Annotated in this window: 24 protein-coding genes and 1 tRNA gene; 6 read left to right on the top strand and 19 right to left on the bottom strand. The window is 69.7% G+C overall.

The window, feature by feature from the left end; translation table 11 throughout:
• Positions 1 to 115: 115 nt before the first annotated feature.
• Positions 116 to 2458, top strand: a complete 2343-nt coding sequence (locus tag EAH86_RS11230) for a CHAT domain-containing protein (RefSeq protein WP_140740565.1) — start codon at positions 116 to 118, stop codon at positions 2456 to 2458.
• On the opposite strand, the gene cysE is transcribed toward EAH86_RS11230, so the two are convergent.
• Positions 2419 to 3018 carry a serine O-acetyltransferase gene (gene cysE, locus EAH86_RS11225; RefSeq protein ID WP_140740562.1) on the bottom strand — a complete coding sequence of 200 codons (600 nt, stop codon included), beginning with the start codon at positions 3016 to 3018 and terminating at the stop codon, positions 2419 to 2421. The two genes, EAH86_RS11230 and cysE, sit on opposite strands and share 40 nt — an antisense overlap.
• Positions 3019 to 3104: 86 nt before the next feature.
• Positions 3105 to 4031 (bottom strand): cysteine synthase A, encoded by a 927-nt coding sequence (cysK, locus tag EAH86_RS11220; protein WP_140740558.1) that lies wholly within the window; start codon positions 4029 to 4031, stop codon positions 3105 to 3107.
• Between the two features lie 274 nt (positions 4032 to 4305).
• Between cysK and EAH86_RS11215 the strand changes: the two genes are divergently transcribed.
• Positions 4306 to 6651: a (Fe-S)-binding protein gene (locus EAH86_RS11215; RefSeq protein WP_140740555.1), complete on the top strand. Its 2346-nt coding sequence runs from the start codon at positions 4306 to 4308 to the stop codon at positions 6649 to 6651.
• 73 nt (positions 6652 to 6724) lie between these two features.
• On the opposite strand, the gene EAH86_RS11210 is transcribed toward EAH86_RS11215, so the two are convergent.
• From EAH86_RS11210 to EAH86_RS11185, 6 genes are all read right to left on the bottom strand, one after another.
• Entirely contained in the window at positions 6725 to 7486 is a 762-nt protein-coding gene (locus EAH86_RS11210) for a lysophospholipid acyltransferase family protein (RefSeq protein WP_140740552.1), read from the bottom strand.
• Positions 7487 to 7539: 53 nt separating this feature from the next.
• Complete coding sequence (locus EAH86_RS11205) at positions 7540 to 9972, bottom strand: LuxR C-terminal-related transcriptional regulator (protein WP_140740549.1); 2433 nt, start codon at positions 9970 to 9972, stop codon at positions 7540 to 7542.
• Between the two features lie 285 nt (positions 9973 to 10257).
• Positions 10258 to 11184, bottom strand: a complete 927-nt coding sequence (locus EAH86_RS11200) for an ABC transporter substrate-binding protein (RefSeq protein ID WP_241668320.1) — start codon at positions 11182 to 11184, stop codon at positions 10258 to 10260.
• Between the two features lie 21 nt (positions 11185 to 11205).
• Positions 11206 to 12000: an ABC transporter permease gene (locus tag EAH86_RS11195; protein WP_140740546.1), complete on the bottom strand. Its 795-nt coding sequence runs from the start codon at positions 11998 to 12000 to the stop codon at positions 11206 to 11208.
• Positions 11997 to 12644 (bottom strand): ABC transporter permease, encoded by a 648-nt coding sequence (locus tag EAH86_RS11190; RefSeq protein ID WP_140740543.1) that lies wholly within the window; start codon positions 12642 to 12644, stop codon positions 11997 to 11999. The genes EAH86_RS11195 and EAH86_RS11190 overlap by 4 nt, the downstream gene beginning before the upstream one ends.
• The gene (locus tag EAH86_RS11185) at positions 12641 to 13759 is read right to left on the bottom strand and encodes an ABC transporter ATP-binding protein (RefSeq protein WP_140740540.1); all 1119 of its coding nucleotides are present in this window, start codon (positions 13757 to 13759) and stop codon (positions 12641 to 12643) included. The genes EAH86_RS11190 and EAH86_RS11185 overlap by 4 nt, the downstream gene beginning before the upstream one ends.
• A 57-nt stretch (positions 13760 to 13816) precedes the next feature.
• On the opposite strand from EAH86_RS11185, the gene EAH86_RS11180 reads away from it, so the two are divergent.
• A complete protein-coding gene (locus EAH86_RS11180) occupies positions 13817 to 15274 on the top strand; it encodes an aromatic amino acid ammonia-lyase (protein WP_161988633.1) in 1458 nt (485 codons plus the stop codon).
• A gap of 19 nt (positions 15275 to 15293) precedes the next feature.
• Here the strand turns inward: EAH86_RS11180 and EAH86_RS11175 are convergent, their stop codons facing one another.
• From EAH86_RS11175 to dcd, 4 genes are all read right to left on the bottom strand, one after another.
• Positions 15294 to 15872 (bottom strand): dienelactone hydrolase family protein, encoded by a 579-nt coding sequence (locus EAH86_RS11175; protein ID WP_140740534.1) that lies wholly within the window; start codon positions 15870 to 15872, stop codon positions 15294 to 15296.
• Between the two features lie 32 nt (positions 15873 to 15904).
• Complete coding sequence (locus EAH86_RS11170; protein WP_140740531.1) at positions 15905 to 16576, bottom strand: dienelactone hydrolase family protein; 672 nt, start codon at positions 16574 to 16576, stop codon at positions 15905 to 15907.
• A gap of 134 nt (positions 16577 to 16710) precedes the next feature.
• Positions 16711 to 17658 (bottom strand): aldo/keto reductase, encoded by a 948-nt coding sequence (locus EAH86_RS11165; RefSeq protein ID WP_140740528.1) that lies wholly within the window; start codon positions 17656 to 17658, stop codon positions 16711 to 16713.
• 171 nt (positions 17659 to 17829) lie between these two features.
• Positions 17830 to 18405, bottom strand: a complete 576-nt coding sequence (gene dcd, locus EAH86_RS11160) for a dCTP deaminase (RefSeq protein ID WP_140740525.1) — start codon at positions 18403 to 18405, stop codon at positions 17830 to 17832.
• Positions 18406 to 18521: 116 nt separating this feature from the next.
• Between dcd and EAH86_RS11155 the strand changes: the two genes are divergently transcribed.
• Positions 18522 to 18595: transfer RNA gene (locus EAH86_RS11155), tRNA-Gly, on the top strand.
• Between the two features lie 68 nt (positions 18596 to 18663).
• Here EAH86_RS11155 and EAH86_RS11150 read toward each other — a convergent pair.
• From EAH86_RS11150 to EAH86_RS11135, 4 genes are all read right to left on the bottom strand, one after another.
• Positions 18664 to 18918, bottom strand: coding sequence for a DUF3303 domain-containing protein (locus EAH86_RS11150; protein ID WP_140740522.1), 255 nt, complete (start codon positions 18916 to 18918; stop codon positions 18664 to 18666).
• 124 nt (positions 18919 to 19042) lie between these two features.
• On the bottom strand, positions 19043 to 19564 hold the full coding sequence (locus EAH86_RS11145; RefSeq protein ID WP_206665803.1) for an SRPBCC family protein: 522 nt from the start codon (positions 19562 to 19564) through the stop codon (positions 19043 to 19045).
• Positions 19561 to 19887 carry an ArsR/SmtB family transcription factor gene (locus EAH86_RS11140; RefSeq protein WP_140740519.1) on the bottom strand — a complete coding sequence of 109 codons (327 nt, stop codon included), beginning with the start codon at positions 19885 to 19887 and terminating at the stop codon, positions 19561 to 19563. The genes EAH86_RS11145 and EAH86_RS11140 overlap by 4 nt, the downstream gene beginning before the upstream one ends.
• A 67-nt stretch (positions 19888 to 19954) precedes the next feature.
• Positions 19955 to 20587, bottom strand: coding sequence for an FMN-binding negative transcriptional regulator (locus EAH86_RS11135; RefSeq protein ID WP_140740517.1), 633 nt, complete (start codon positions 20585 to 20587; stop codon positions 19955 to 19957).
• Between the two features lie 66 nt (positions 20588 to 20653).
• Between EAH86_RS11135 and EAH86_RS11130 the strand changes: the two genes are divergently transcribed.
• Positions 20654 to 21499: a DUF3626 domain-containing protein gene (locus tag EAH86_RS11130; protein WP_140740514.1), complete on the top strand. Its 846-nt coding sequence runs from the start codon at positions 20654 to 20656 to the stop codon at positions 21497 to 21499.
• Between the two features lie 73 nt (positions 21500 to 21572).
• On the opposite strand, the gene EAH86_RS11125 is transcribed toward EAH86_RS11130, so the two are convergent.
• The 3 genes from EAH86_RS11125 to EAH86_RS11115 form a co-directional block, all read right to left on the bottom strand.
• Positions 21573 to 21764 carry a hypothetical protein gene (locus EAH86_RS11125; protein ID WP_140740511.1) on the bottom strand — a complete coding sequence of 64 codons (192 nt, stop codon included), beginning with the start codon at positions 21762 to 21764 and terminating at the stop codon, positions 21573 to 21575.
• A gap of 172 nt (positions 21765 to 21936) precedes the next feature.
• Complete coding sequence (locus EAH86_RS11120; protein WP_140740508.1) at positions 21937 to 22620, bottom strand: uridine kinase; 684 nt, start codon at positions 22618 to 22620, stop codon at positions 21937 to 21939.
• Positions 22620 to 23189: a DUF6584 family protein gene (locus EAH86_RS11115; protein WP_140740505.1), complete on the bottom strand. Its 570-nt coding sequence runs from the start codon at positions 23187 to 23189 to the stop codon at positions 22620 to 22622. The genes EAH86_RS11120 and EAH86_RS11115 overlap by 1 nt, the downstream gene beginning before the upstream one ends.
• Positions 23190 to 23398: 209 nt before the next feature.
• On the opposite strand from EAH86_RS11115, the gene EAH86_RS11110 reads away from it, so the two are divergent.
• Entirely contained in the window at positions 23399 to 25276 is a 1878-nt protein-coding gene (locus EAH86_RS11110) for an acyl-CoA dehydrogenase (RefSeq protein ID WP_140740502.1), read from the top strand.
• The last annotated feature ends 137 nt before the right edge of the window (positions 25277 to 25413 follow it).

The following is a 25413-nucleotide window of genomic DNA, read 5'->3' as shown; positions in this document are numbered from 1 at the left end:
CCTCGCGCTGTCGGAGGGTCTGGACGAGGAGGAGCGGGTCGCGACCCGTGCGCGCCTGCTGATCACCCTGGCCTGGCCGACGCTGGCCCTGCACGGCCTGGACCAGGCGCTCACGATGCTCGACGACTCCAGGGCCCAGAGCGACTCCGCGCGGTTGCGGGCCTTGAGCTGGATCCAGGAGGCGGTCGTCCAGGTCTCCTGCCAGGACTGGCGCGCGGCGCTGGCGGCCCTGGACCGGGTGGGCGATGCGCAGGACCTGCTGACCCCGGCCGAGCAGGTGGCCGGTCACATCAACGCCGGCCTAGCCCACCTGTCGTTGCTGGAGCTCGGGCCCGCCCGCGCCGACCTGATGACCGCACTGGAGATCAGCACGGAGCACGGACTGGTCAACCAGCAGTTCAAGGTGCGGCACAACCTCGGCTGCCTCGAGTACTACGCCGGCCACCTGCCGGAAGCCATCCGCCTGATGCGCGAGGCCGACGAGATGGATGTGCAGGTGGGACGGGTCAGGGCCCAGCACGACCTGGCGCTGGTGCTGCTCGAGGTCGGGCTGCTCGACCAGGCCCGGGTCACCCTCACCAGGGCCCTGGACGAGGCGCGACACGACGGTCACCGCCTCGAGGAAGCCGACCTGCGGCTCGACCTCGCCACCACCGCACTGCTGCGCGACGACCTTTCGGCGGCGCGGGACCACCTCGACGCGGCGGTGGCGGCCTTTCGTGCACGGGGGGCGGGCGAGCGCCAGCGCAGTGCTGCCCTGCTCCGCGCCTGGGTTGCGGTGACCGAGGGGGTCGTCCCGCGCGGGCTCGACCGAACGCTCGCACCGTGGCTCGGCGTCGAACGGCCGGTCACACCCGACGAGCGTCTCGCGGTGCGCGTGCACGTCGAGGCCCTGCTGCTGCGTGGGCACTTCACCGAGGCCGGGTATGCCGTCCAACGGCTCCGAGGGCGGGTGCGACAGGGTTTCTCCGCCGACATGCACGACCGCCTTCTGGTCGCGAAAGTGGCTGCGGCGCAAGGCGACAGCGCTCGGTCTCGCCGGGCGGTCCGGTCGGCATTGCATCGGTTGACCGAGCGCCAGGCGCCGAGCCAGAGCCTCGAGATCCGCGCGGCCCTGGCCCTGCACGGGCGCCGGATCGCGGACTTCGATGTCAACGACGGCCTCGCGAGCGGATCGGCGACCAAGGTCTTCGACGCCGTAGAGCGCTGGCGTGCGGTGTCGCACCGCCTGCCGACGCTGTCCGCACCGGAGGACGAACGCTCGGCAGCCCTGGTGGCTGAGCTGCGCCACGCTCGCCGAGAGAGCGTCGCTGCCGGAGACGAGGGAGCGCAGCACCGCGCCCGCGCCACCGAGCTCGAGTGGGAGGTCAGCCGCCTCGACTGGTCGCGTGCCGAGCAGGACGGTGGCCGGGCGGCAATCGCACCGGTGGGACACTCGACCGCACGCGAGCTGCTGGGGTCCCGCGGTGAGCAGGCCCTCGTCTGGGTTGCCCAGGACGGCGAGGAGTACGTCCTCGTCGTCACCCCTCGGGGAACCCGGTTGCACCACGTCGGGTCGGCCATCGAGGTCGCCGCTCTGGCGGACCGGCTCACACGCGACCTGCACGCACACGCCTTCGCCGGCACCAACCCGGCTCTCGAGGCAGCGGTCGGGCGGGCTGTCGCGGGCTCGGTGGCCGCGCTCGACCAGCGCCTGTTTGCCGACGTGGACCTGGCCGACGGGCCGGTCGTCGTGATCCCGGGGCGGACCCTGATGGCCGCGCCCTGGGGAATGCTCCCCAGCCTCTCCGGGCGTCCCGTTACCGTTGCTCCATCGGTGACCCGGTGGTCCGGGCCGCTACTCTCGGGCGAGCCTGCACCCACCGAGCAGCTTCGCGTCACCACACTCACCGGACCGAGGCTGCACAGGGCCGCTGCGGAAGCAGCAGCCGTGGCCAGGGTCTGGGACGAGGTCGGTGCGCTGGCGACGGCCCACGAGGCGGCGACCGCGGAGTCCGTCCGCGAGGCGCTCGCCGTCGACGGTGTGGTCCACGTGGCGGCCCATGGCACCCACGAGCGCCAGAGCCCGTGGTTCTCGTCGCTGCTGATGGCCGACGGCCCGGTCTTCGCGCACGAGCTGCCACGGCAGTCGGCAGCGCAGCACGTGGTCCTGTCGGCCTGCGACGTGGGCCGCCTCGACCCCCGTCCAGGCGATGAGCCCCTGGGACTCACCGCTGCGCTGATGGCCCTGGGGGTGCGCAGTGTCGTCGCGCCGGTTGCTCCCGTGTCAGATGCTGCGGCTGCAGACGCGATGGTGGCCTACCACCAGCACCTGGCCGGGGGCAGCTCCGCCTCGGAGGCCCTCGCTGCGACGTTGACCGAGCACCCCGCCGCGGGGGCGTTCTGCCTCTATGGCACCGACTGGCGCCCCGACCCGGGTCAGATCCAGAGGGCGGGGTCCTTGAACATCGCCTCGTAGGGGTCTTCATGCCCCTGCGGGAAGCGGATAACAGCGGGGATCCCGGTGGCGATCGCGCCCGCCGGAACGTCTTTGACGACAACGGAGTTCGCGCCGATCTGGACGTCGTCACCGATGTAGACCGGGCCGAGGACCCGGGCTCCCGCCCCGATCGTCACGCGTGATCCGACGGTGGGGTGTCGCTTGACCCGCTCCATCGAACGGCCACCCAGGGTGACCCCGTGGTAGAGCATCACGTCGTCACCGACCTCGGCGGTCTCGCCGATGACCACACCCATGCCGTGGTCGATGAAGAACCGGCGCCCGATCACCGCGCCAGGGTGGATCTCGACGCCCGTCAGCGAACGCGTCATGGTCATCACGACCCGCGCAACCGGCTTGGTCCACCCACCACGCAGCCACAGTCGGTGCGCGAACCGGTAGGCCCAGATCGCATGCAGCCCAGCGGCATTCAGCGCGACGTCAACCCGTGACGTAGCGGCCGGGTCGCGCGCGATCGCCGCGTCGAGGTCGTCGACGATGCGACTGCGCGCGCGCCTTGCGTAGAGAGCGAGGGTCATCGGGTTCCGTTGCAGCAGAGGGGTTGTGTGGCCTTGGTCGGTTGGTCGGGCTGTCGGGCTGTCGGGCTGTCGGGCTGTCGGGCTGGTCAGTCGAGGAGGTCGGAGAAGAGGATCGTCGACAGGTAGCGCTCACCGAAGGACGGGATGATGACGACGATGGTCTTGCCGGCGTTCTCGGGACGTCGGGCGACCTGGTCGGCGGCGGCGAGCGCAGCGCCGGACGAGAGCCCGACCAGCAGTCCCTCTTCCTTCGCGGCCCGACGGGCCCACTCCACGGAGGTCTCGGCGTTGATGTCGATGACCTCGTCATAGACGTCGCGGTCGAGGATCTCGGGCACGAAGTTGGCGCCGATGCCTTGGATCTTGTGCGGGCCGGGCTTGCCGCCGTTGAGGATCGGCGACTCCTCGGGCTCGACGGCGATGATCTGCACGCCGGGCTTGCGGGACTTCAGGACCTGCCCGACCCCGGTGATGGTGCCGCCGGTGCCGATACCCGCCACGACGATGTCGACCTGGCCGTCGGTGTCCTTCCAGATCTCCTCGGCCGTGGTCTTGCGGTGGATCTCCGGGTTGGCCTCGTTGGCGAACTGCTTGGCCAGGATGCCCCCACGCTCGGCGGCGATCTCCTCGGACTTGGCCACCGCACCTTTCATGCCCAGCGCGCCCTCGGTGAGCACCAGCTCGGCCCCGTACGCGCGCAGCAACGCCCGGCGCTCCTTGCTCATCGTCTCGGGCATCGTCAGCACGACGTTGTAGCCGCGCGCAGCACCCACCATGGCGAGCGCGATGCCGGTGTTGCCCGAGGTGGCCTCGACGATGGTGCCGCCGGGCTTGAGGTCGCCCGAGGCCTCCGCCGCGTCGATGATGGCGACGCCAATGCGGTCCTTCACGGATGAGGCCGGGTTGTAGAACTCGAGCTTGCCCACGACGGTCGCGTCGCTGTCGATCAGCCGGTTGATCCGCACCAGGGGCGTGTTGCCGATGAGCTTGGTGACGTCGTCATAGATGGGCATGCGGACTTCCTTGCTTGTATGCCGCGGCGTGCCGTGCCCGCGGACGTGGACGTTCGTCCTGTTCAGCGAACCAGACGTTATGTGTATTCCAACAGATTGTTATGCCTTCTGGCAACGCGCGCCCATCGTTCGGTTTCTTGCGGGGCCCCACCTCAGGCGTGCCGAAGTCGCGTTGGGGCGGTGGGATCCGCAGGGCCGCCACCTCGGGAAACAGTCGTGCGGCAAGGGTCACAGAGGGCTGAGCGGGCGCTTACCGGCCAGTAGAGTGACGGCCATGTCTGCGCTCGAGATCGTCGCGCTCGTCGTCTGTGGAGTGGTCGCCCTGGTGGGGATCGCCCTGTTCGCACGAGTCATCCGGCAGTTCCTGTCCGTCTTCCGCCTCGGCCAGCCGGACGGCTCGCGCACCGGCGACAAGGGCACCCGGACGGTGACACTGCTGCGTGAGTTCCTGGGGCACACCCGGATGTCGCGGCTGCCGGTCGTGGCGGTGGCGCACTGGTTCACGATGATCAGCTTCGGCGTGCTGTTCTTCACGCTGGTCAACGCGTTCGGTCAGCTGGTGAAGGCGGACTTCGCGCTGCCGATCATTGGCCACTTCTTCCTCTACGAGTGGGTCACCGAGTTCTTCGCCTGGACCGGCATGGTCGGCATCGTCGCGCTGATGGTGATCCGCCAGAAGAACCACCCGCGGAGTGCGGCCGGCGAGGGTGGCCGTCGCTCGCGGTTCTTCGGGTCGACGTTCTGGCAGGCCTACTACGTCGAGCTGACCATCCTCGGCGTGACGATCTGCATCATCACCCTGCGCGCCCTCGAGTACGCGCTGGAGGCCAAGGGCGGGACCACCGGCACGACCGCCGAGGGGCACGCGAACGCGCTGCACTACCCGCTGACCGGCTGGCTCGGCGGCGCGTTCGATGGAGCCTCGGTGAGCACCCTCGAGAAGGTCATCGTCGTCGTCGCGGCCGTGAAGATCCTGATCTCGTTCGCGTGGATGATCACCATCTCGCTCACACCCACCATGGGCGTCGCGTGGCACCGGTTCCTCGCGTTCTTCAACATCTTCCTCAAGCGGCACGCGGACGGCCGCACCTCCCTCGGCGAGCTCCAGCCGATGCAGGTCAAGGGCGTGCCGGTCGACTTCGAGAACATCGAGGACATGGACGAGGACGCCGCGCTCGGCGTCGGCAAGGTCGAGGACTTCACCTGGAAGGGCCTGCTCGACTTCACCACCTGCACCGAGTGCGGCCGCTGCCAGTCCCAGTGCCCGGCCTGGAACACCGACAAGCCGCTGTCCCCCAAGATGCTCGTCATGGCGATGCGCGACCACGCCCACGCCAAGGCGCCGTGGCTGCTGGCCACCGAGTCCGAGCGCGAGGGCCTCGGTGAGGACGCGGCGAAGCTGGCCGAGGTGCCGCTGGTGGGCGACACCGGCTACGACATCAGGAACCCCCTCGCGGCCTACAACCCGCACGGACCCGACGCGGTCATCGACCAGGACGTGCTGTGGTCCTGCACCACCTGTGGTGCCTGCGTCGAGCAGTGCCCCGTCGACATCGAGCACGTGGACGCGATCGTCGACATGCGCCGCTACCAGGTGCTGATCGAGAGCGCCTTCCCAAACGAGCTCAACGGCCTGTTCAAGAACCTCGAGAACAAGGGCAACCCGTGGGGCATGGCCGCCCGGGCCCGGCTCGACTGGGCCAAGGACCTGCCGTTCGAGGTCAAGATGCTCGGCCAGGACGTCGAGTCCGCCGACGACGTCGACTACCTGTTCTGGGTCGGCTGCGCCGGCGCCTACGAGGACCGCGCCAAGAAGACCACCCGCGCCGTCGCCGAGCTGCTCGACCAGGCCGGCGTCACCTTCGCGATCCTCGGTGACGGCGAGTCCTGCACCGGCGACTCCGCGCGACGGGCCGGCAACGAGTTCCTCTTCCAGATGCTCGCCCAGCAGAACGTCGAGACGCTCAACGAGGTCGGCGCGACCAAGATCGTCGTCACCTGCGCGCACTGCTTCAACACGATCAAGAACGAGTATCCCCAGCTCGGCGGCAAGTACGAGGTCGTGCACCACACCCAGCTGCTCAACCGCCTGGTCCGCGAGAAGAAGCTGGTCCCCGTCGCCCGCCCGGACGACGTCCCCGGCAAGTCGTCGAACAAGGACGTGGCCTCCACTGCCGCGACGGTGACCTACCACGACCCTTGCTACCTCGGTCGGCACAACGGTGTCTACGCCCCGCCGCGCGAGCTGATCGGCGCACTGCCCGGTGTCGAGCTGCGCGAGATGGAGCGCACCAAGGAGAAGTCGTTCTGCTGCGGCGCCGGCGGCGCCCGGATGTGGATGGAGGAGAAGCTCGGCACCCGGATCAACACCAACCGCACCGAGGAGGCCATCGACACGGGCGCAGAGCGGATCGCCATCGGCTGCCCGTTCTGCCGCGTCATGATGTCCGACGGCCTCACCGCCGCGCAGTCCGAAGGCAAGGGTGAGGACGTCGAGGTCGTCGACGTCGCACAGATGCTGCTCGCCGCGGTCAAGCGCCGCGACGACGGCCAGCCGGCCGAGCCCGACGCCGTCGAGCCCGAGCCGACCCCCGACCCTGAGCCCCAGCCCGTCGCCTGACGTCGAGCCAACCGCTCACCCAGCACCGCGGCATACCCGTGGCGCCGCGGGAACGGGGCCAACTGGCCCCATTTCACCGTCGGGTGTCGGCTTTGCTGACGGCTGCTTCGTCGAGCGCTCGTGCGACCGTGAGCGTGGGGGCGGCACCGCCGCGGGATGCCGGCCACCACCAGGCGTTCACGGGATCGGCCGGTGGCTGCGGATAGCGCTCCACGAGCTCGTCGACCATCTCGGCCAGTCGGTCGTGCAGTCGGACGGTGAGGGCTTCCGCGGTCTCCCCGGCGAGCGGCACCAGGGGCTCACCGACGACCACCTCGACCGCCTTGCCGCGCCGCAGGGAGTAGCGGCCGTCGACGGTGAAGATGCGGTGGATGCCCCAGTGCGCCACCGGGACCAGCGGCGCTCCGGTCGCGATCGCGAGGTAGGCCGCCCCCCGTCGGAAGTCCTCGCGGTCCTTGACGACGAACGCCCGGCCGATCGTCGCCTCGGGATAGACCCCCACGACCTCACCGGCCCACAGCGCCCGGTGCGCCTGCCGGGCCGCGAGCTCACCGTGCGCGCGGTCGACGGGGAGGTGGCTCATGGCGCGCATCAACGGGCCCGACAGCCTCGACCGGAACACCGACTCCTTGGCCATGAACCGCACGAGCCGGCCGCGTCGCACTCCGACCAGCCCGACGAACATGAAGTCGAGGAAGCTGCTGTGGTTCGCGGCCACGACGACCGCACCAGCGGCCGGCAGCCGCTCGGCACCGGACACGGTGATCCGCAGACCGAACGCGCGGAACAGGGCGCGGCAGAGCCCGATGACGACTCGATAGGTGAGGTCCTGCACGGGAGTTGTTCGGAGCCGCGACCAGCGCCGGTTGCCCCGGAGCTTTTGGCGGCTCAGGCGATCTCGACCATCAACGCGGCGAGCTTGGCCCGCGAGGCGATCTCGAGCTTGCGGAAGATGTGCGACAGGTGGGCGTCGACCGTGCGCGGTGAAACGAAGAGCTGCTCCGCGATCTGCCGGCTGGTCAGTCCCTCGGCCACGAGCTCGGCGACCCCACGTTCGGCCTTGGTCAGGACTCGCAACGGTGACGACGACGACTCGGCCGGCTCGCGCCCGGCAAACAGGGCCGCGACCGCCGCGACACCGTCCGCGGTGAACTGGCCCCGCTCGAGCCACCCGGCGGGACAGTCACGAAGCGCGCCCGCGGCATACACAACACCGGGACGGTCCCGCCCCACGGCGCGGCGACTGACGCGCAGCGCTGCCGCCGCCCCGGCAACCGGCCGGTATGCCGTCGTGCCCGACTCGGCGGCGATGGCCGCCAGCCCGTCGAGTGCGTCCGCGGCTCGCAGCGGCATCGTGACCTCGACCGCACGGCGCAAGACGGACAGGTAGGACGCCTGCGCCTGGACGGGCTCTCCGAGACTCATCAGGGCGTCCGCCACCAGAAGCCGGGCCTCGACCGCGTCGCGCCCCAGCTTGCTGCTGTCGGCGAGCACCACGATGTCGGCGGCACGACCCGCGGCGCGGCTGATGTCACCCATGGCCAGGAGCTCGCGAGCGTCCTGGAGCTGCACCGTGAGTCGCACGGCCCACGGCAGGGTCTCGGCGTCCACGCTCAGGCCAGGACCGCCGGCGACCATCCGGTGCACCGTGTCGGCGAGCAGCGCGATGCGGTCCTCGCGGATCTCCTGCGCCTGGGCCCGGGCGAAGAGCGCCAAGGAGGCCGCCTCGACCAGACGACCTTGCTCCCAGGCCACCTTGGCCTGGAGGGTGCGGGCGGACAGCGCGATCCACACCTCGTCGGGAGGCGGAGAGTCCACGATGAGGGCAGCCAGCTGCTCGGCCTCCCCGAAGTCGCCGGCGGAGACGCAGACATCCATCAGCGTGCGGCGCACCTGACGGATCACGTAGGGGTCGTCGCCGCCCAGGGCGAGGGTCCGCTTGGCATCGGCGCGGGCCGAGACGAGGTCGCCGGCGTCGAGGTGCATCTCGGCCCGGATCGCGGCGGTGCGGGCCAGCTCGACGTCCCGCATGGGTTCGCCGAGGGCGCGGGCGTGCTCCTCGGACCGGTCGAGCAGACGAAGCCCTTCGTAGGTGCCGCGTACCTCGGAGGCGCAGATGCCGGCCCTGCGGGCCAGCTGCGAGCCGATGATGGGCGGCCCGTCGCCGCTGGCCAGCGCGGCATCCATCAGGTCGAGGGCTTCGCGGGCCCGCATGGCCGCCGACAACGAGGGAAAGGCGCGGTTGGCGAGCGCGTAACCCCGCGGCCGGGTGGCCTCGACCGCACACGCCTGGCGAACAGCGGTGGCTACCAGGGCGAGCTGGGACAGGAACGGAGCGTCCGCCGAACCGGCGTTCACGTCCTGCGGGATGACCCGGTCGGCCCAGGTGAGCAGGCCGGTCAGGGACTGCTGCGCATCGTCGGTGGCCTCGGCGAGGGCACAGCCGACCTCCCTCATCGGTGGCAGCATGTCGAACCTGCCGTCGGGGCCGACCTCCACGAGGCTGCGCCTGGCCAGCGCCGCAGCGAGCTGGACCGCTTGCGGACGGCCGACTCCGCACACGTCCGCGAGCACGTCGAGTCCAACGGGTCGGCCGATCAGTGCGAGCCGCCTGAAGCACTGCTGCTGTTCGGCGTCGAGCAGGTCGTAGGAACGACGGACGGCCTCGGCCAGCGAGGCAGCCGGCGAGACGTCGCTGACCCCGATGAGGGCGATCTGGACGGCCAGCTGTTCGATGAGCGACGGGAGTCCACCGCTCGCGCCGAGCAGTCGCCGCAGGAGGGCGTCATGCTGCTCGAGGTCGACCGAGTGTCCACCCGCCGCGGCCACTCGAGCGAGCAGCAGCTCCAGGGCGGGTCCCTCCAGGGGCTGCCTCGGCGATGGGAGCGGCAGCGGCGGCATCCGCACGACGCGTTCGTGGGGGCGCCCGGCGACTGTTGTCGCCGTGCAGAGAAGCCGCCAGCCGTCGGCGTCCTCCACCAGGTCGTTGAGGATCTCGCCCAGGCCTTCGAGCGCGTCCACCCCGTCGAGCACCAGCAGGGTGTCCCGACCGTCGAGAGCGCGCTTGAGCGCCATGGTCGGAGAGTCACCGGGGGCCACCTCGGCATCGAGGGCGTCGAGGCAGGCCGTGACGAGCGACTCGGTTGTGGCGTGGTGGTGGCCGGCGACCCAGACGACGGGCGTTGCGGCGCTGGCAGTGTGCCGGGCCACGAGCGTCTTCCCACACCCGGGAGCCCCGGTCAGGGTCACCCAGCGGTTGCTGCTGAGCAGAAGTCGGAGGCGATCGAGAACGTCGTCGCGACCCACGCACGGAGTCAGCACCCGCTCAGGCTATCGAATACCTACTGACGAATATCGGTGGTTTCACCGATGCCGGGCGATACCTCCTCCCGGCACTCTTGTGGACAACGGAGATCACTGGATCCGAAGTTGCGGGAGACGCGGAGGGGCGTCTCCCGAGGCGGCGGATCTGGGGTTGGCGGACCGGGGGGTCTACGCCGAAAAGGCCGGGTGTGGTTCCGGGGGGAGCCACACCCGGCCTTTGTCCTGTCCGGGGTCCTGCAGAGCCTGGCCACCTGACGAGTCGTCAGGTGAGGCCGTCCTACCTCAGCCGAGGCCGTTCTTGGTCAGGAACTCCTTGGCCACCGCGTCGGCGTCCTTCTTGTCCACCACGACCTCCTTGAGGAGGGCGGCGAGCGTTGCGGTGTCGAGCTTGGCCGAGACGGCGTTGAGCGCACCCTCGATGGTGGGGTTGCTCTTGGTCTTGGTGATCAGCGGGACGACGTTCTGCGCGGCGTACATGCTCTTCGGGTCCTCGAGCGCCACCAGGTTGTTGGCGGCGATGCTCGGGTCCGTGGTGAACAGGTCACCGGCGTCGATCTGGCCGTTCTTGAGAGCAGCGAGCGTGAGCGGGCCACCCGCGTCGAGCGGACGGAACGACTTGAACTCGAGCCCGTAGATCTTCTTGAACCCGGGGATGCCGGTGTCGCGCGTCTTCCACTCCGGCGGGCCACCCACCGTGAGCTGACCGGCCTTGCCGGCGAGGTCGGCGATCGACTTCACGCCCAGCTGGTCGGCCTTCGACTTCTTCATGACCAGGGCGTCCTTGTCCTCGGCCGCGGACTTGTCGAGCACCGTCAGCGTGGCCGGGACCGAGGCCTTGAGCTCGGTGTAGACGGCCTCGGAGTCAGTGCCCGTCTGGCCCTTCTTGAAGTAGTCGCGCAGCACACCGGTGTACTCGGGGATCAGGTCGATCGACCCGTCCTGGAGAGCCGGGATGTAGGCCTCGCGGGCACCGATGTTGAGATTCTTGGTGACCTTGATGCCCTTGGCCTCGAGGGCACCCGCGTAGATCTCGGCGAGCAGGGCGCTCTCGGGGAAGTCGGCTGAACCGACCTTGATGCTGCCAGCACCACCACCGGAGCTGGAGGTGCTGGAGGTGGCCAGCGGGTCGCCTCCGGAGTTGCCGCACGCGGACGTGGCCATGAGTGCGGCCACCGTGGCGATGGTCAGGGTGATCTTGCTGAACTTCACGGAACCGCTCCTACCGTTGGGTCAGGTGTGCTGGGAATCCACCGTACGCTGCGAAGACACAATCTCTACATCGAGGGGGGTATTTGATCGCCTGCTGGACCTCCGGACTCCTCCGCCCTCTGCGGGGCGCCCGCTGCCCCGGCCGGTGAGCCCCGGCGACACGGCATACCGCTGCACCACGGCGAGCAGGAGGTCGACCACGAGGGCAAGGACCGCCACGAGCAGGGCGCCGCTGGCCATCTGCGGGTAGTCGCGGACCTTCTGGCCGTCGATCAGGAACCGACCGAGGCCACCCGTGCCCGCGACCGCAGCGAGGGTTGCCGTCGCGATCACCTGGAGGGTGGCCGAGCGGAACCCCGAGAAGATCAGGGGCAGCGCGTTGGGCACCTCGACCTTGGCCAGCACCTGGCCGCCGGTCATACCCATTCCCTTGGCCGCATCGCGCGCGGCGGGATCGACGCCCTCGACCCCGGCGTAGGCGCCGGCCATGAGCGGGGGGATCGCCAGCACGATGAGGACGATGAGGCTCGGCACGAGGAAGGCGGAGTCGCCGACCAGCTTGGGGAACAGCCACAGCACCATGACGTAGAGCAGGCCCAGGCTCGGGATGGCCCGCGCGGCACCGGCCAGGTTAACCACGAAGAACCGGCCGCGACCGGTGTGGCCGATCGCGAGGCCGAGAGGGATCGCGATGAGGCAGGCGACGAACAGGGAGATCCCGGAGTACCAGAGGTGCTCGACGGTGCGAGCCACGACACCATCGCTTCCCGACCAGTTGGCCGAGTCGGTGAGCCAGTCGATGAGGCCGCTGATCATGCCCGTCCTCCCGTCGCGCGCAGCCACGGGGTGAACAGCCTCGTCAGGACGATGATGACCGCGTCAAAGAGCAGCGCGAGCACGATGCAGGCGGCGATCCCGACGAACAACGGGTCGTAGAAGTCGCGGTTGAAACCGTCACTGAAGAACAGTCCGAGCTGGTTGATCCCCAGGATGGTCCCCACGCTGACGATGCTGACGTTGCTCACCGCCGCCACCCGCATGCCCGCGGAGATCACCGGAACTGCCAGCGGCAGCTCGATCGCGAAGAACCTCTTGACCCGGGTGTAGCCCATCGCGGTAGCGGCTTGCTGCACGTGGTCCGGCACTGCGCCGAGTCCGTCGGCCACGGTGCGGACCAGGAGAGCCACGGTGTAGATCGTCATGGCGACCAGGACGTTGACCGGGTCGAGGATGGGGATACCGAGGAAACCGGGAAGGATCACGAACAGGGCCAGGCTGGGGATCGTGTAGAGCAGTCCGAAGCCGGCGGTGAAGGGCGCATAGAGGAACTTGTAGCGCCGAGCCAACCACCCCAACGGCAGTGCGATGAGCAGACCGATCACCAAGGGCACGCCAGCAAGGTAGGCGTGCTGGAGCCCGCGGCTCAGCACATCGTCGAGGTGGTCGAAAAACCAGGTCATGCCGCCGGCGCCCCCGGCTTGCGGGGATCTGCGAGCTCGGGACGGTCCGCCTGCTCGATGGCGGTCAGCACCTCGTGCGCCTTGACGGTGCCCACGAGGGAGCCGCTGTCGTCCACGATCACGCCGCGGCGGCTGGGACTGGACAGCGCGGAGTCCAGGGCCCCACGCAGCGGGCCGCTCGCGCGAGCCACCGTGCCTCCGCGGTGCAACATCTCGGTGCGGATCGCCCCCCTGGCCCGCAACGGCTCGACCCAGCCCAGGGGGTGGTTCTGGTCGTCGACGACCAGCACCCAGTCGGCGTCGACCCCTTCGGCGCTCTCCCCCATGGCGATCGTGCGCTCCGCCGCGAGCGGCAGGCGCGGCGTGGCCTGGAAGGACAGCGCGCGGTAGCCGCGGTCACGTCCCACGAAGTCCGCCACGAAGTCGTCGACCGGGTGGGCGAGCAGGTATGCCGGTGCGGCCATCTGGGCGAGATGCCCACCGACCTTGAGGACCGTCACCTGGTCGCCCAGCTTGATGGCCTCGTCGATGTCGTGCGTGACGAAGATGATCGTCTTGCCGAGATCGCCCTGGAGCCGGAGGAACTGGTCCTGCAGCTGCTCGCGGACCACGGGGTCAACCGCGCTGAACGGCTCGTCCATCAGCATGACCGGCGGGTCGGCCGCGAGTGCGCGAGCGACACCGACGCGCTGCTGCTGACCACCCGACAGCTGGGCCGGGTAGCGCTTGGCGAACGCCGGGTCGAGCCCCACGCGTTCGAGCAGCTCCATCGAGCGCTTCCGGGTCTCGGTCTTGTCCATCCCCAACAGGCGCGGGACGGTCGAGACGTTGTCGAGGACGGTGCGGTGCGGGAAGAGGCCGGCGTGCTGGATGACGTAGCCGATGCCGCGGCGCAGCTCGGACTCCTTCATCCGCCCGGTGTCCTTGCCGTCCAGGGTGATCGTGCCCGAGGTGGGCCGGATCATCCGGTTGATCATGCGCAGGGACGTCGTCTTGCCGCAGCCGGAGGGCCCGACCAGGACGGTGATCTTGCCGCTGGGTGCCTCGAGACTCAAGCTGTCGACAGCAACAGTGCCGTCCGGAAACTTCTTCGTGACACCGTCGAAGGCGATCATGCGGATCAACCTAACCCAGCACACCGACAAGGCGCGACGGGCGCGATACTGGCGGGCGTGACGCAACCGGTGCACCTCGACGGCCGCAGCCTCGATCTCGACGCGCTGGAGCGGGCTGCCCAGGGGGCTCCTGCTTCCATCGAACCGGCCGCCATGGCGGCCGCCGAGCGGTCGCACCAGCATGCCGCGGAGGTCAGCTCGCGGCGACCGGTCTACGGGCGCACCACCGGCGTCGGGGCCGCCCGCGAGGAGAGCACCGACTCCAAGGTCGACCACGGCCTCCGCCTGCTGCGCTCCCATGCGGCCGGCTGGGGCGAGGTGATGCCGTCCACGGTGGTCCGCGCAGCTCTGGCCGTGCGCGCCAACCAGCTGTTGGCAGGCGGTTCGGGAGCCAACCCTGTCCTGGCCCAGACCTTGGCCGACCTCGTGGGCGCGCCGGACGAGGACCTGCCGGTGGTGCACCGCTACGGCTCGCTCGGGACCGGGGACCTGACGGCGCTGGCCGAGGTCGGGTTGGCCCTCATCGGTGAGCGCGAACGGTCCGGGGGCGAACGTCGGGCCGACGTCCAGCTCACCTCGGCAGATGCGTTGCCGCTGATGTCGTCCAACGCGTTCGCCATCGCCGAGACGGGCCTGCACGCCGCGTCGCTGCACGCCCTGGCCCGTGCAGCCGACACCGTATGCGCGCTGAGTTTCGTTGCCCTGCAGGGGAATCCGGAAGCAGTCAGCGAGACCGCCGCGGCGGCAACTCCGTTCCGCGGGGCACGTGAGGTCATCCGGGTGCTCGGTGAGCTGCTGGCCGACCAACCCGGAGAGCCGGCCCACCTCCAGGACTTCTTCGGCCTGCGCACCTGGCCGCAGGTCCACGGCCCCGTCCTCGACACGATCCTCGACCTCAAGGCAGTGGTCGAGACGGCCGCCAACACGGCGTCCGAGAACCCGCTCTTCACCGGGACCGGCGATGTCGCCGAGGTGACCCACCACGGCGGCTTCCACGCGGCATACCTCGTGCTGGCAGTGGACACGACGCTGCTGGCACTGACGCGGTCGGCGCAGGCGGTGCAGTCGCGGATCAGCCACACGCTCACCGACTCCGACAGCGGGCTGCCGCTGTTCCTGTCGGACTCGACGATGGGTTCCTCGGGCGTGCTGATCGCGGAATACGTTGCGGCGTCAGCGTTGTCAACCATCCGCGGGGTGGCATCGACACCGTCGAGCGTGCAGACGGCCGGCGTCTCGGCGGGCATCGAGGACGACGCGAGCTTTGCCGGGCAGGCAGCAATGCGACTGGGCGACGCGACGGCGGCCTACCGGCGGATGCTCGCCGTCGAGCTCGTGTGCACCGTCCGCGCCCTGCGGATGCGCGGAGTCGTGCCGATCGGTGAGCTGGGTGAGGCGTTCGCGCGGTGCGAGAGCCTGCCCGCGGGGGTCGAGGACCGCGACCTGTCCCCCGAGCTGGCGACCGCCGAGCACATCGTCGAGCGGTATGCCGTGTCGACACCGGAGGAGCGTTAGGCACCCTTGCGACGGCGCGTCAGGAGACGCGGTCCAGGAAGGCGAGAGCCCGCTCGGTCAGCAGGCGCGCGGCCTCGGGGTCGTAGGAGCCGAGGCTGTTGTCGGCGAACAGGTGCTCCTCGCCGGGGTAGATGAACAGGTCGGCGTCGGGGGCTTCGGCCACCAGGGCGTGGGCAGCGTCGATGTCACCCTCGCCGGCAAACGAGGGGTCGGCGTCCTTGCCGTGCACCTGCACGGGCACCCCGTCCGGCCAGGTGCTGCCGAACTCCGACGGCGGCACGCACGACTCCATCAGCAGTGCACCCTTGGCGCCCGGTCGGGTCTGGGCGAGCAGCTGGGCGGGCATGACGCCGAGCGAGAACCCGGCGTAGACGAGCTCCTCGGGCAGGTCCGCGACGGCGGCCTTGCCGAGCCCAAGGATCGCGCCGAAACCCTGGGACCGCAGGTAGGCCAGGCCCTGGTCGAGAGTCTCGTAGGTGTGTCCGTCATAGAGGTCGGGCGTGTGCACCGTGTGGCCGCCCGTGCAGAGGGTGTCGGCGGAGTCGAGCACACCGGTCGTCAGCCCCTGGGCGTGGTGGAACAGCACTAACTCAGCCATGTCAGGTCCCTTCGCATGTCCTCGCTCCTCGCTCAGCGGGCCGCTACGGTCCCGTCCCGGCCATCATGGCGCGACGGTCCGACAGCGCTGCCTAGCAGGTGCATGGCGAGGAAGGCTGCGGCCTCGCGGTGCCACCGGCCTGCCTGGCGCAGCATGGCGTGGCTCTCGCCCTTGACCGAGTCATAGGTGACGTCGGCGCCAAGCGCTCCCATCGCATCGGCCATCGCGCGAGAGGCTCGCGGCGAGGTCATCCGGTCCAGCGTGCCGTGCATGAAGAGGACGTGCAGCCCGCGGTGCCAACGGGCCCGGTCCTTGCCCTCGACCCACGGTGCCAGCGCTGCGATGGTGGTGATCCGCTCGTCGTCTGCGAGGTGCAGGGCGACGCGACCGCCCATCGAGTGGCCGAGCAGGCCGATCGGGACACCGGGGTGCTTCGCGGCGATCTGCTCGAGGGCCAGCCGGGTGTCCGCGACGGGGCTGGCCTTGTCGCCGTTCCAGCCGCGCACGGCATACCGGAGCGAGGCCACGGCGATCGCGCCCTCACCGGCGTCGGCCACGGCCTTGGCGAACGGCGCCATCCGCAGCACCGCACCGTGCCAGGGACGGACCGGCCGGTTGCTGCGCGACTTGCCGCCGTGCAGGACCAGCACGACGGCGCGCGGCTGGTCGACCTCGGTGGGCCAGAGCAGTCGGGGGGCGCGCACAGGTTCTCCTCAGGGGTGGGTCAGTCGCAGTATTTCGTAGCGGGTGGCCACGCGGATGGGCGGCCGGGGGTGCTGTTCCTGGCCGCTGGCGGCTGTCGTGATCCCGGCCGCTCGCGCACCCGAGACGCTCGCGCTCACCAGGCGTCGTCGAGGACCGCGCGCTGGTCGTCGGTCAGGGTCAGCCGGGCACCGTCGAGCGCTTCAGCGAGCTGGGCGGCGCGGCTGGTGGCGACGATCGGGCGGATCGCCGGGGTGCCGCCGACCAGCCAGGCCAGCACCACCGCGCTACGCGTCACCCCGAGGCCATCGGCCACCTCGGCGATGGCGGCCTTGCGTCGGTCGCTGCCGAGATGGTCGAACGCCTCCTCGGGCTCGCGATCGGTCCGGTCGTACGAGCCCTGCATCAACGGGCTGTAGGCCCAGGCCTCCCAGCCCGGGTTGGCCTCGAGGTAGTCGAGGGTCTCGTCGGTGATCCAGCCCATCCGGTGGTCGTGGCTGTGGTTGCGGACCATCGGGCGCGGCTGGAGGTAGGAGTAGCGCAGCTGCAGCGTGTCGGCGGCGGGCAGCCCTTGGCTCTCGGCGTGGGCGCGGGCGCGTTCGGCTCGCCAGACCGGCCAGTTGGACAGCCCGACGCGACCGATCCGACCCTCGGCAGCGTGCCTGCCCAAGGTCTCCGCCACCTCCTCCACGGGGACCTCACGGTCGTCGCGGTGGGCGAAGAAGAGGTCGACGCTGTCCAGGCCGAGGCGCCGTAGCGACGCCTCGAACTGGATGTCGATCGCGAAGTGCGACAGGCCGGTGGTCGCGCCGGGAGCGCCGTCGTGGACGGGTTCGCAGCCGGCCTTGGTGGCGATCTTGACGCGCTCGCGCATGCCTGGCCGCTGGGCGAGCCAGCGGCCGATGAGCGCCTCGCTGTCCCCGCCGGTGCCGCTGTCGCTGAGCCAGAACGCGTAGCAGTCGGCCGTGTCGATCCAGACCCCACCGCCGTCGACGAACTGGTCGAGCAGCGCGAACGAGGTGGCCTCGTCGATGCGGGTGCCGAACTCCATGGCGCCCAGGGCAATGTTCAGGTCAGCGGTCATGGGGCCACTCTGGTCCCTCGCCGCTCGGGCTGCACGCGCCGGGGTCACGCGCCGAGATCCCAGCTCTCGGGCCTCCCGAAGGCCCGGAAGGCCGAGAGGTGGGATCTCGGGGACTGAGGCAGCGGCGGGTGGTGCGCACGCGGCATACCCGAGCCGTCTGTGAGGCGTCGCTCAGACGTCGGTGACGCGGAAGTTCTTGAAGGAACGGCTCGCGGTGGGGCCACGCTGGCCCTGGTAGTGGGAACCGTACTTCGCTGAGCCGTAAGGGTTTTCGACCGGGCTCGACAGGCGGAAGAAACAGAGCTGGCCGATCTTCATGCCCGGCCACAGCTTGATCGGGAGGGTCGCGACGTTGCTGAGCTCGAGGGTGACGTGTCCGGTGAAGCCCGGGTCGACAAAGCCGGCGGTCGCGTGGGTGAGCAGTCCCAGGCGGCCGAGGCTGGACTTGCCCTCGACGCGGGCGGCGACGTCATCGGGGAGCGTGACCGTCTCGTAGATGGACCCGAGGACGAACTCGCCGGGGTGCAGGATGAACGGTTCGCCCTTGTCCACCTCGACCAGGCGGGTCAGGTCGGGCTGGTCCTCGGCGGGGTCGATGAAGGGGTACTTGTGGTTGTCGAACAGCCGGAAGTAGCGGTCGAGGCGCACGTCCACGCTCGACGGCTGGACCATCTCGGGGTCCCAGGGGTCGAGGACGACTCGCCCGTTGTCGATCTCGGCCTTGATGTCACGGTCGCTCAGCAGCACGGGGAGAGACTAACGCCAGGGGTATGCCGGGGGCCGTCAGTCTCATCCGCGCGTTCGGTTAGACTTCCTGCCGCACCGCCCCCGGGCGGACTTCACGCCGCTCTCGGGCGGCGTGTGCCGGTGTAGCTCAATGGTAGAGCGCCAGCTTCCCAAGCTGGACACGCGAGTTCGATTCTCGTCACCGGCTCCACATTTGCCTTTGGTCTGCGGCCTTGCTGGGACGGTCCCCGGACTCGGTCGCCTGCTCCGATTGTCGCCTCAGTCCTTGGGAACGGGGATCTCGCTCACCGGCGTTACCGTGCTGGTGCAGCGCTTGAAGCCGGGCCACAGGAACTTGTGGACGGTATCCACGTCGTCGGCCTCGACGACCAGGAAGAGCGTGTGCTGGGCGTTCGCGCCGTAGCGACCGATCAGCCTGACCCCCTCGACGCCGGCGTCATACAGCGAGTTGGAGCCTCCCTCGTCCCTGGGGCAGAGCTCGGGACTGTGAACCTGCGTGATGTGGAACAGCACTGGTCCTCCTCAAGCACTCGCGTCGGGCACTCCCCTGGTGGACTCAGCGTGCCGTCCGTGTCACTTGAAAGCACGGTTGGACCAGCGACGACTGACCACGGACCACGGACCGGCGACTCTGTGACTAGCCGACGTTCGTAGCCAGGTCCTTGTAGGCAGGCATCAGCTCGGCCCAGCGTTGCTGCATGTCGCAGCGCTCCTGTCCGGCGAGGTGGGCCGCGAGGTCTTCGACGTGCACCTGCACACCGGCTCCGTAAGCATGGAGCTGGTCCAGCGGCATCCCGCGCTCCTCGAGGACGAGGATGGTCTGGCCGCCGTCCGCCGTCAGGGTGACCTCGATGACGTGCTCGTCCGGCTCGTCTGCATCCTGGGTCACGAGCAGCAGCCGGTGTGGCGGCTCGCACGTCTGCACGCGGCCGGTTCCCTTCCACCCACTGCCGAAGAAGTGTGCCCGGAACTCGCCGCCGGGTCGCAGGTCGCCGGTCACCTCGCCGAGCCAGCGCACGAGACGATCCGGGTCGGTGAGCGCAGACCACAGGTCGTCGATATGCGTGTCGTAGCGGTCCTGCATGCGTACCGCGCCCTTGCCGTCCTCTGATCGCAGGCTGCCCAGGATCCGGCTGTCACCACGTGTACTGCTCGTCATCTGCTGCTCCTTCGTTCACGCTTTCCACGGGCCACCTCGGTGTGCAGAGCATCCAGTCGCTGCTCCCACAGGGCTCGGTAGCGCCCTAGCCACTCGTCGACCTCGGCCAGCGGCTCGGGGCGAAGGCTGTAGACGCGGCGCTGTGCCTGCTGGCGGACCTCGACGAGTCCCGCCTCCCGCAACACCCGCAGGTGCCGCGACACCCCGGGGCGCGCGATCGGCAGCAGCGCCGCCAGCTCCCCTGCGCTCGCCGGGCCTTCGGCCAAGGCGTTCAGCACTGTCCTGCGGCTCTCGTCCGCGAGCGCGTGCATCACCGCTTCCATCACCCGAACGTACCAATTCCGTTACGTACCCGTCAAGGTACATAACGTACGATGGCATGAACCGGACTCAGGCCGGGCGATCCCCAGCGGCGCGCATCTGCTCGGCGACGGCCACCGCGTCTCGAGAGTCCTCGTGCAGCAGACCCGTCACCACCCCGGCCCGGTCCTCACCGGAACGGTTCTGGCTGAACTTGGCCTTGGCCTCCACCCGCTCGACCGAGATCTCCACGCCGACGATGGCCCGCAGCTGTCCCTGGATGTACTTGTCCGGCGCATCCGAACTGCGCCACGGCTCGTCCCGATGTCCCTCGTGCCGGTCGCCGAGCTCGTCCACCGCTCCGCGCACCCAGTGCGGGTCGTCATGGACCGTCGCCCGTCCGCTGAGCTGGACGACGGAGTAGTTCCAGGTCGGCACGACCTTGCCGTGCTCGGCCTTGCTGGCGTACCAGTTGGGCGAGATGTAGGCCTGCGGGCCGGTCACGACCAACAGGACCGGACGGTCCGCACCAATCGCCTTCCAGTGCTGGTTGGCCCGCGCCATGTGGGCAATGACGGTGTCGTCACGCCAGATGACGGGCAGCAGGGTCGCCAGCGGGAACCCGTCCGCACCGACGGTGATCAGCTGCGCCGACCCGATCTCCGCGACCAGGCGGCGGATCTCAGCGTCGTCGGTCATGGCGTTGAAATGGGGGACGTACATGGGCCTCAGTGTCCCCGACTTCGCGGTCTCTCGAGCGAGTTGGGCCCGACGTGAAAGGGTCGGGCCATGCGTGACCTGTCGCCGTGGGCCGTGGCCGCAGTCGAGCACGTCGAGCGCTCGGTCACAGGGCCACCCCTCGACCCCGCCCTGCGGGTCACCCTGAACTTCCACCCGGACCGGCCCCACGACGGCACTCCGATCCTCGCCGCGATGGCCACCGCTGGCACCTACCGCAACCAGTTCGAGACTGGCACCGGCAACGGCGGCCTCACGGCATACCCGGGCGGCGACCGCTGGACGTGGGAGCGGCGCATCTTCGGCGGGGCCTATGACGAGGCGCCGGCAGGCGAGCGACCCAAGTACGGCGCCCTCAACCACCGACGGAGCACCGTCGGGGGCGCGCCGCGGTTCGGCTCGGCCCACCTGCGGCTCCGAGCGCACACCCTGGAGCGGTCGACGTTCTGCTACCCCGACTCGTTCATGCAGCCCGAAAACTTCGGTACCGCGACACACCTCGCGTTCACGGACCTCGCGGATGCCGACTGGGCAGCTGGGGTGACCGACGACCTCGACAACTACATCGAGGCCCACGTCCACGGCGTCGTCGACCTCTCGTCGGACGTTGAGGCGGTCGTCCTCGACCCGGTCTTCCGCGGGACCACCGTCGAGCAGGAAGCCACCAGTCTCCCCTGCCCCGTCGAGTGGCACGACGGCTTCAGCGTGGACCTCGACACCGTGCGTTCGCACCCCGACTACCGGGGCGAGCACATCGTCGACCTCGCCGCCGCGATCGCGGTGCACGACCGGCTCGACCCTGCCGTGATCGGCGCGGCATTGGCATCCGGGCGACATGACCCGCAGGACCTCAAGCGGGTCTGGCACTACCTCGCCCGCTTCGGCCGACCCACCTGACAGGTCCTCGCCGAGCCCGGCTTCGAGGCCGTGGCGCGCAGTCGCGCCACCCGCCGGCTAGGCCGACGGCTCTCTAGGCCGAACGACGCAAGGCCGCGACGGCGGGCAGGTCGTCGAGCGCCGAGAAGACGGCGGTGTCACAGACCGTGCAGCAGAAGCCACCGGGGAGGTCGTCGATCACCGGCACGAGGATCCGCTCGCCCTGGCACTCGTCGCACCAGGCCTGGACCGCGTGCAACAGCAGCACATCCGAGGCGTTGTCCATGCGTCGAGAGTGACACGGGGCACCGACAGGACGGCGCACCCACGCCGTTCGCGGCAGCAACCGGACCGCGACCGCGGCACTGCGCACAGGTTTGGGCTGCTGCGCAGAGAGCGGGTCTCTGCGCAGCACGTCCAGAGTCTGTGCACAGACCAGCGATCAGCGGCCGCGACCCTCAGTCGAGTCGGCCGGTCACCAACACCGGGTTGACCAGGTCGGTGTTGTCCACAACGAGGTCGGCGCGTGACCAGGGAGCGCGCTCGGCGAAGTAGGTCCGCTGCGCCTCGACATAGCGACGCATGGCGGGGTGCGCGGGATCGCCGCGAGCACCATCTCGCACCGCCATCCGCTCGGCTGTCACCTCGAACGGCACGTCGACGAAGACGGTGAACTCGAAGCACCCCTCCAGCTCGGCCCGGTGCAGGAACAGCCCGTCGATCACCACGACCGACGCTGCGGGAGCCTCGACGAGGTCCGGCCACAACAGCTCGTCGGTGCGCACGTCGTGCCCCGCGGTCCGGAACCGCCGCGATCCCCTCGGACCCAGCGGCGTCAAGGCCTCGTCGATCAGGCGCGGGTAGTCGTACGAGTCCAGCCAGAAGCCCACCGGCGACTGGGGTCCTCGGGCGTAGCGCTCGGCCCGCACCCGGTGCCACCCGTCGACCGAGAACTCCACGACCGGACGCCCACGGTCTCGCAGGGCCGACGCGAGCTCGGCGGCAAAGAAGGTCTTCCCCGCGCCATCCACACCGTCGACCCCCACCCGGACACAGTCCGCGCCCACTGCCGCAGGCACGTACGAAGCCACCTCGGCCACGAGGTCAGCGCGCGCACCCAGCTTCGCCGAACCCTCGGCCATCAGCCGGGGACCAGCCAGCCGAGCAGCGTCACCAGGCCGATGACCGCACACGCCACGAACAGCACGGCCAGCGCCAGCGCGATGACCGTCGCCGCGTCCAGGCCGCCATCTCCGGAGGACGCGCTACCGGCCGACCCTGCCCCCGTTTGGCCGGCGCCAGGGGGTCGCGGCGAACCGCCCGAGGTCGCCGACGCCCTGTCCTGCTCGGCCCGCCGATGCAGCGCATCGACCCTTTTGTTGCCATCGCGCTCACGTACCGACCGGGGCAGGCTGCTCCACATCTGGGCGAAGTGGTCGCCGTGCCGCTCGCGCCACGCCTCGACCGCCTCGTCCACGTCCTTGCCGCGTCGGGCGGTGCCGAACCAGGCAGCCCCCGCCGCCGGGAGGTCGCGCATCGCGTAGTTCACCTCGCCGAGCAGCTCGAGCGCCTCGGCATCGAACTCGCCGGCCAGGTGCCCCACCAGCCGCTCGCGGGCCTTCCACTCCCGACCCGCGTCGAGGTCGGCCCGGGCGCGCTGGACGGCGCTGCTCGGCTGGCTCGAAGGTTCCGTCTGGGGTTCCTGGCTCACACCACGTGAGTATGCCGTGCCCTCCCCAGCGCGCTCGTGGCCACCACCCGCGGATCGGCGGGCAGCACCGCGAGCACGCGGCATACCTGCGGCTCTGTGGCGCATCCCACGAAAGGGTTGCAATTGTTACCCACGGGTAGCACCATGGAAGTTACCGGTCAGTACACAGGCCGGCCGACCGCACGTCACGACCCGGAGGGTTCCCCGACATGGGCCACTACAAGAGCAACCTGCGCGACCTGGAGTTCAACCTCTTCGAGGTCTTCGGCCGCGGCGACGTGCTGGGCAAAGGCCCCTACGCCGACGTCGACGCCGACACCGCCAGGGAGATGTTGAAGGAGGTGTCGCGGCTCGCCGAGAACGAGCTGGCCGAGTCGTTCGCCGACGCCGACCGCAACCCGCCTGTCTACGACCCCAAGACCTACTCGGTGACGATGCCCGAGTCGTTCAAGAAGAGCTACCAGGCCTATGTCGACTCCGGCTTCTGGAACATCGACGTGCCACGCGAACTGGACGGCACCGTCGCCCCGCCGAGCCTGAAGTGGGCCATGAACGAGATGGTGCTGGGCGCCAACCCGGCGATCGCGATGTTCGCCGCGTCCTACTCCTTCGCCAACCTGCTCTACATCCTCGGCAACGACGAGCAGAAGAAGCTCGCCCACTGGATCGTCGAGAAGGGCTGGCACTGCACGATGGTGCTGACCGAGCCCGACGCCGGCTCTGACGTCGGCGCCGGCCGCACCAAGGCCAGCGAGAACGCCGACGGCACCTGGAACGTCACGGGCGTCAAGCGGTTCATCACCTCCGGTGAGTCCGACATGACCGACAACGTCATCCACTTCGTGCTGGCCCGCCCCGAGGGCGCCGGCGCGGGCACCAAGGGCCTGTCCCTGTTCATCGTCCCCAAGTTCCAGATCGATCTCGAGACCGGTGAGCTGGGCGAGCGCAACGGCGCCAACGTCACCAACCTCGAGCACAAGATGGGCCTCAAGGTCTCGACGACCTGCGAGATCACCTTCGGCGACAAGGAGCCGGCTGTCGGCACCCTGCTCGGCGATGCCCACGACGGCATCGCGCAGATGTTCCGCGTCATCGAGCACGCGCGAATGCTGGTTGGTACCAAGGCGATCTCGACGCTGTCGACCGCCTACCTCAATGCCCGCGACTACGCCAAGGAGCGCGTCCAGGGTGCCGACCTGACCCAGATGACCGACAAGGCCGCGCCGCGCGTGACCATCACGCACCACCCCGACGTGCGCCGCTCGCTGATGACGCAGAAGTCCTACGCCGAGGGCCTGCGCGCACTGGTCATGTACACCGCGACCCAGCAGGACATCGTCCATGAGGCGTTCCTCGCGAGCGGGTCCGAGGAGATCGCCAAGGACACCCCGGCCGAGATGGCCAACCGGGTCAACGACCTGCTGCTCCCGATCGTCAAGGGCGTCGGCTCCGAGCGCGCCTGGGTGCTGCTGGGAACAGAGTCGCTACAGACCCTCGGCGGCTCCGGCTTCCTGCAGGAGTACCCGATCGAGCAGTACATCCGCGACGCCAAGATCGACACGCTCTACGAGGGCACCACCGCCATCCAGGGACTGGACTTCTTCTTCCGCAAGATCATCCGCGACAAGGCCCAGGCCCTCTCGCACGTGGCCATGCAGATCCAGGAGTTCGCCAAGGACCTCGGTGCCAACGGCGGGCGCCTCGACACCGAGCGCGAGCTGCTCGGCAAGGGCCTCGAGGATGTCCAGGGCATCCTCGGCTACATGGTCGGCGAGCTGATGAAGTCCGACCCGCGCCAGGAGGGCGGCGAGCTCGCCAACCTCTACAAGGTTGGTCAGAACACCTCGCGCCTGCTGCTGTCCGCCGGCGACCTGGTCATCGGCTGGCTGCTCCTGCGCCAGGCCGCCGTTGCCTCGAAGGCGCTTGAGGGCGAGGGCGTCTCGGCCAAGGACCGCGACTTCTACGAGGGCAAGATCGCTGCCGCGTCGTTCTTCGCGCGCAACGTGCTGCCCAAGATCGCGGCCGAGCGCCAGATCGCCGAGGCGACCGACAACGCGCTGATGGACATCCCGGAGTCCGCGTTCTGACGCGTTCCACGTGAGGTATGCCGGGTGCTCCCGGCACAACCGAAGGGCTGGCTTCCCCTGAAGCCAGCCCTTCGGCATACCTGCTCTGCTTGCCCCGCCACCCCCTGCGACGACGGACGCACTCTCTGTTCGGATCA

Origin of the sequence: Pedococcus bigeumensis, assembly GCF_006438965.1 — a bacterium.
GTDB lineage: Bacteria > Actinomycetota > Actinomycetes > Actinomycetales > Dermatophilaceae > Pedococcus > Pedococcus bigeumensis_A.
The sequence above is the reverse complement of the archived record's forward strand: the minus strand, read 5'-3'. Positions and strand labels throughout refer to the sequence as shown.

Bases quoted from the DNA above. Each gene is read 5' to 3' on its own strand.
- EAH86_RS11230 (WP_140740565.1), top strand. From the start codon at position 116: ATGCTCGACGACTCCAGGGCCCAGAGCGACTCCGCGCGGTTGCGGGCC.
- cysE (WP_140740562.1), bottom strand. From the start codon at position 3,018: ATGACCCTCGCTCTCTACGCAAGGCGCGCGCGCAGTCGCATCGTCGAC.
- cysK (WP_140740558.1), bottom strand. From the start codon at position 4,031: ATGCCCATCTATGACGACGTCACCAAGCTCATCGGCAACACGCCCCTG.
- EAH86_RS11215 (WP_140740555.1), top strand. From the start codon at position 4,306: ATGTCTGCGCTCGAGATCGTCGCGCTCGTCGTCTGTGGAGTGGTCGCC.
- EAH86_RS11195 (WP_140740546.1), bottom strand. From the start codon at position 12,000: ATGATCAGCGGCCTCATCGACTGGCTCACCGACTCGGCCAACTGGTCG.
- EAH86_RS11190 (WP_140740543.1), bottom strand. From the start codon at position 12,644: ATGACCTGGTTTTTCGACCACCTCGACGATGTGCTGAGCCGCGGGCTC.
- EAH86_RS11185 (WP_140740540.1), bottom strand. From the start codon at position 13,759: ATGATCGCCTTCGACGGTGTCACGAAGAAGTTTCCGGACGGCACTGTT.
- EAH86_RS11175 (WP_140740534.1), bottom strand. From the start codon at position 15,872: ATGGCTGAGTTAGTGCTGTTCCACCACGCCCAGGGGCTGACGACCGGT.
- EAH86_RS11165 (WP_140740528.1), bottom strand. From the start codon at position 17,658: ATGACCGCTGACCTGAACATTGCCCTGGGCGCCATGGAGTTCGGCACC.
- EAH86_RS11145 (WP_206665803.1), bottom strand. From the start codon at position 19,564: ATGACGAGCAGTACACGTGGTGACAGCCGGATCCTGGGCAGCCTGCGA.
- EAH86_RS11140 (WP_140740519.1), bottom strand. From the start codon at position 19,887: ATGGAAGCGGTGATGCACGCGCTCGCGGACGAGAGCCGCAGGACAGTG.
- EAH86_RS11135 (WP_140740517.1), bottom strand. From the start codon at position 20,587: ATGTACGTCCCCCATTTCAACGCCATGACCGACGACGCTGAGATCCGC.
- EAH86_RS11130 (WP_140740514.1), top strand. From the start codon at position 20,654: ATGCGTGACCTGTCGCCGTGGGCCGTGGCCGCAGTCGAGCACGTCGAG.
- EAH86_RS11125 (WP_140740511.1), bottom strand. From the start codon at position 21,764: ATGGACAACGCCTCGGATGTGCTGCTGTTGCACGCGGTCCAGGCCTGG.
- EAH86_RS11120 (WP_140740508.1), bottom strand. From the start codon at position 22,620: ATGGCCGAGGGTTCGGCGAAGCTGGGTGCGCGCGCTGACCTCGTGGCC.
- EAH86_RS11110 (WP_140740502.1), top strand. From the start codon at position 23,399: ATGGGCCACTACAAGAGCAACCTGCGCGACCTGGAGTTCAACCTCTTC.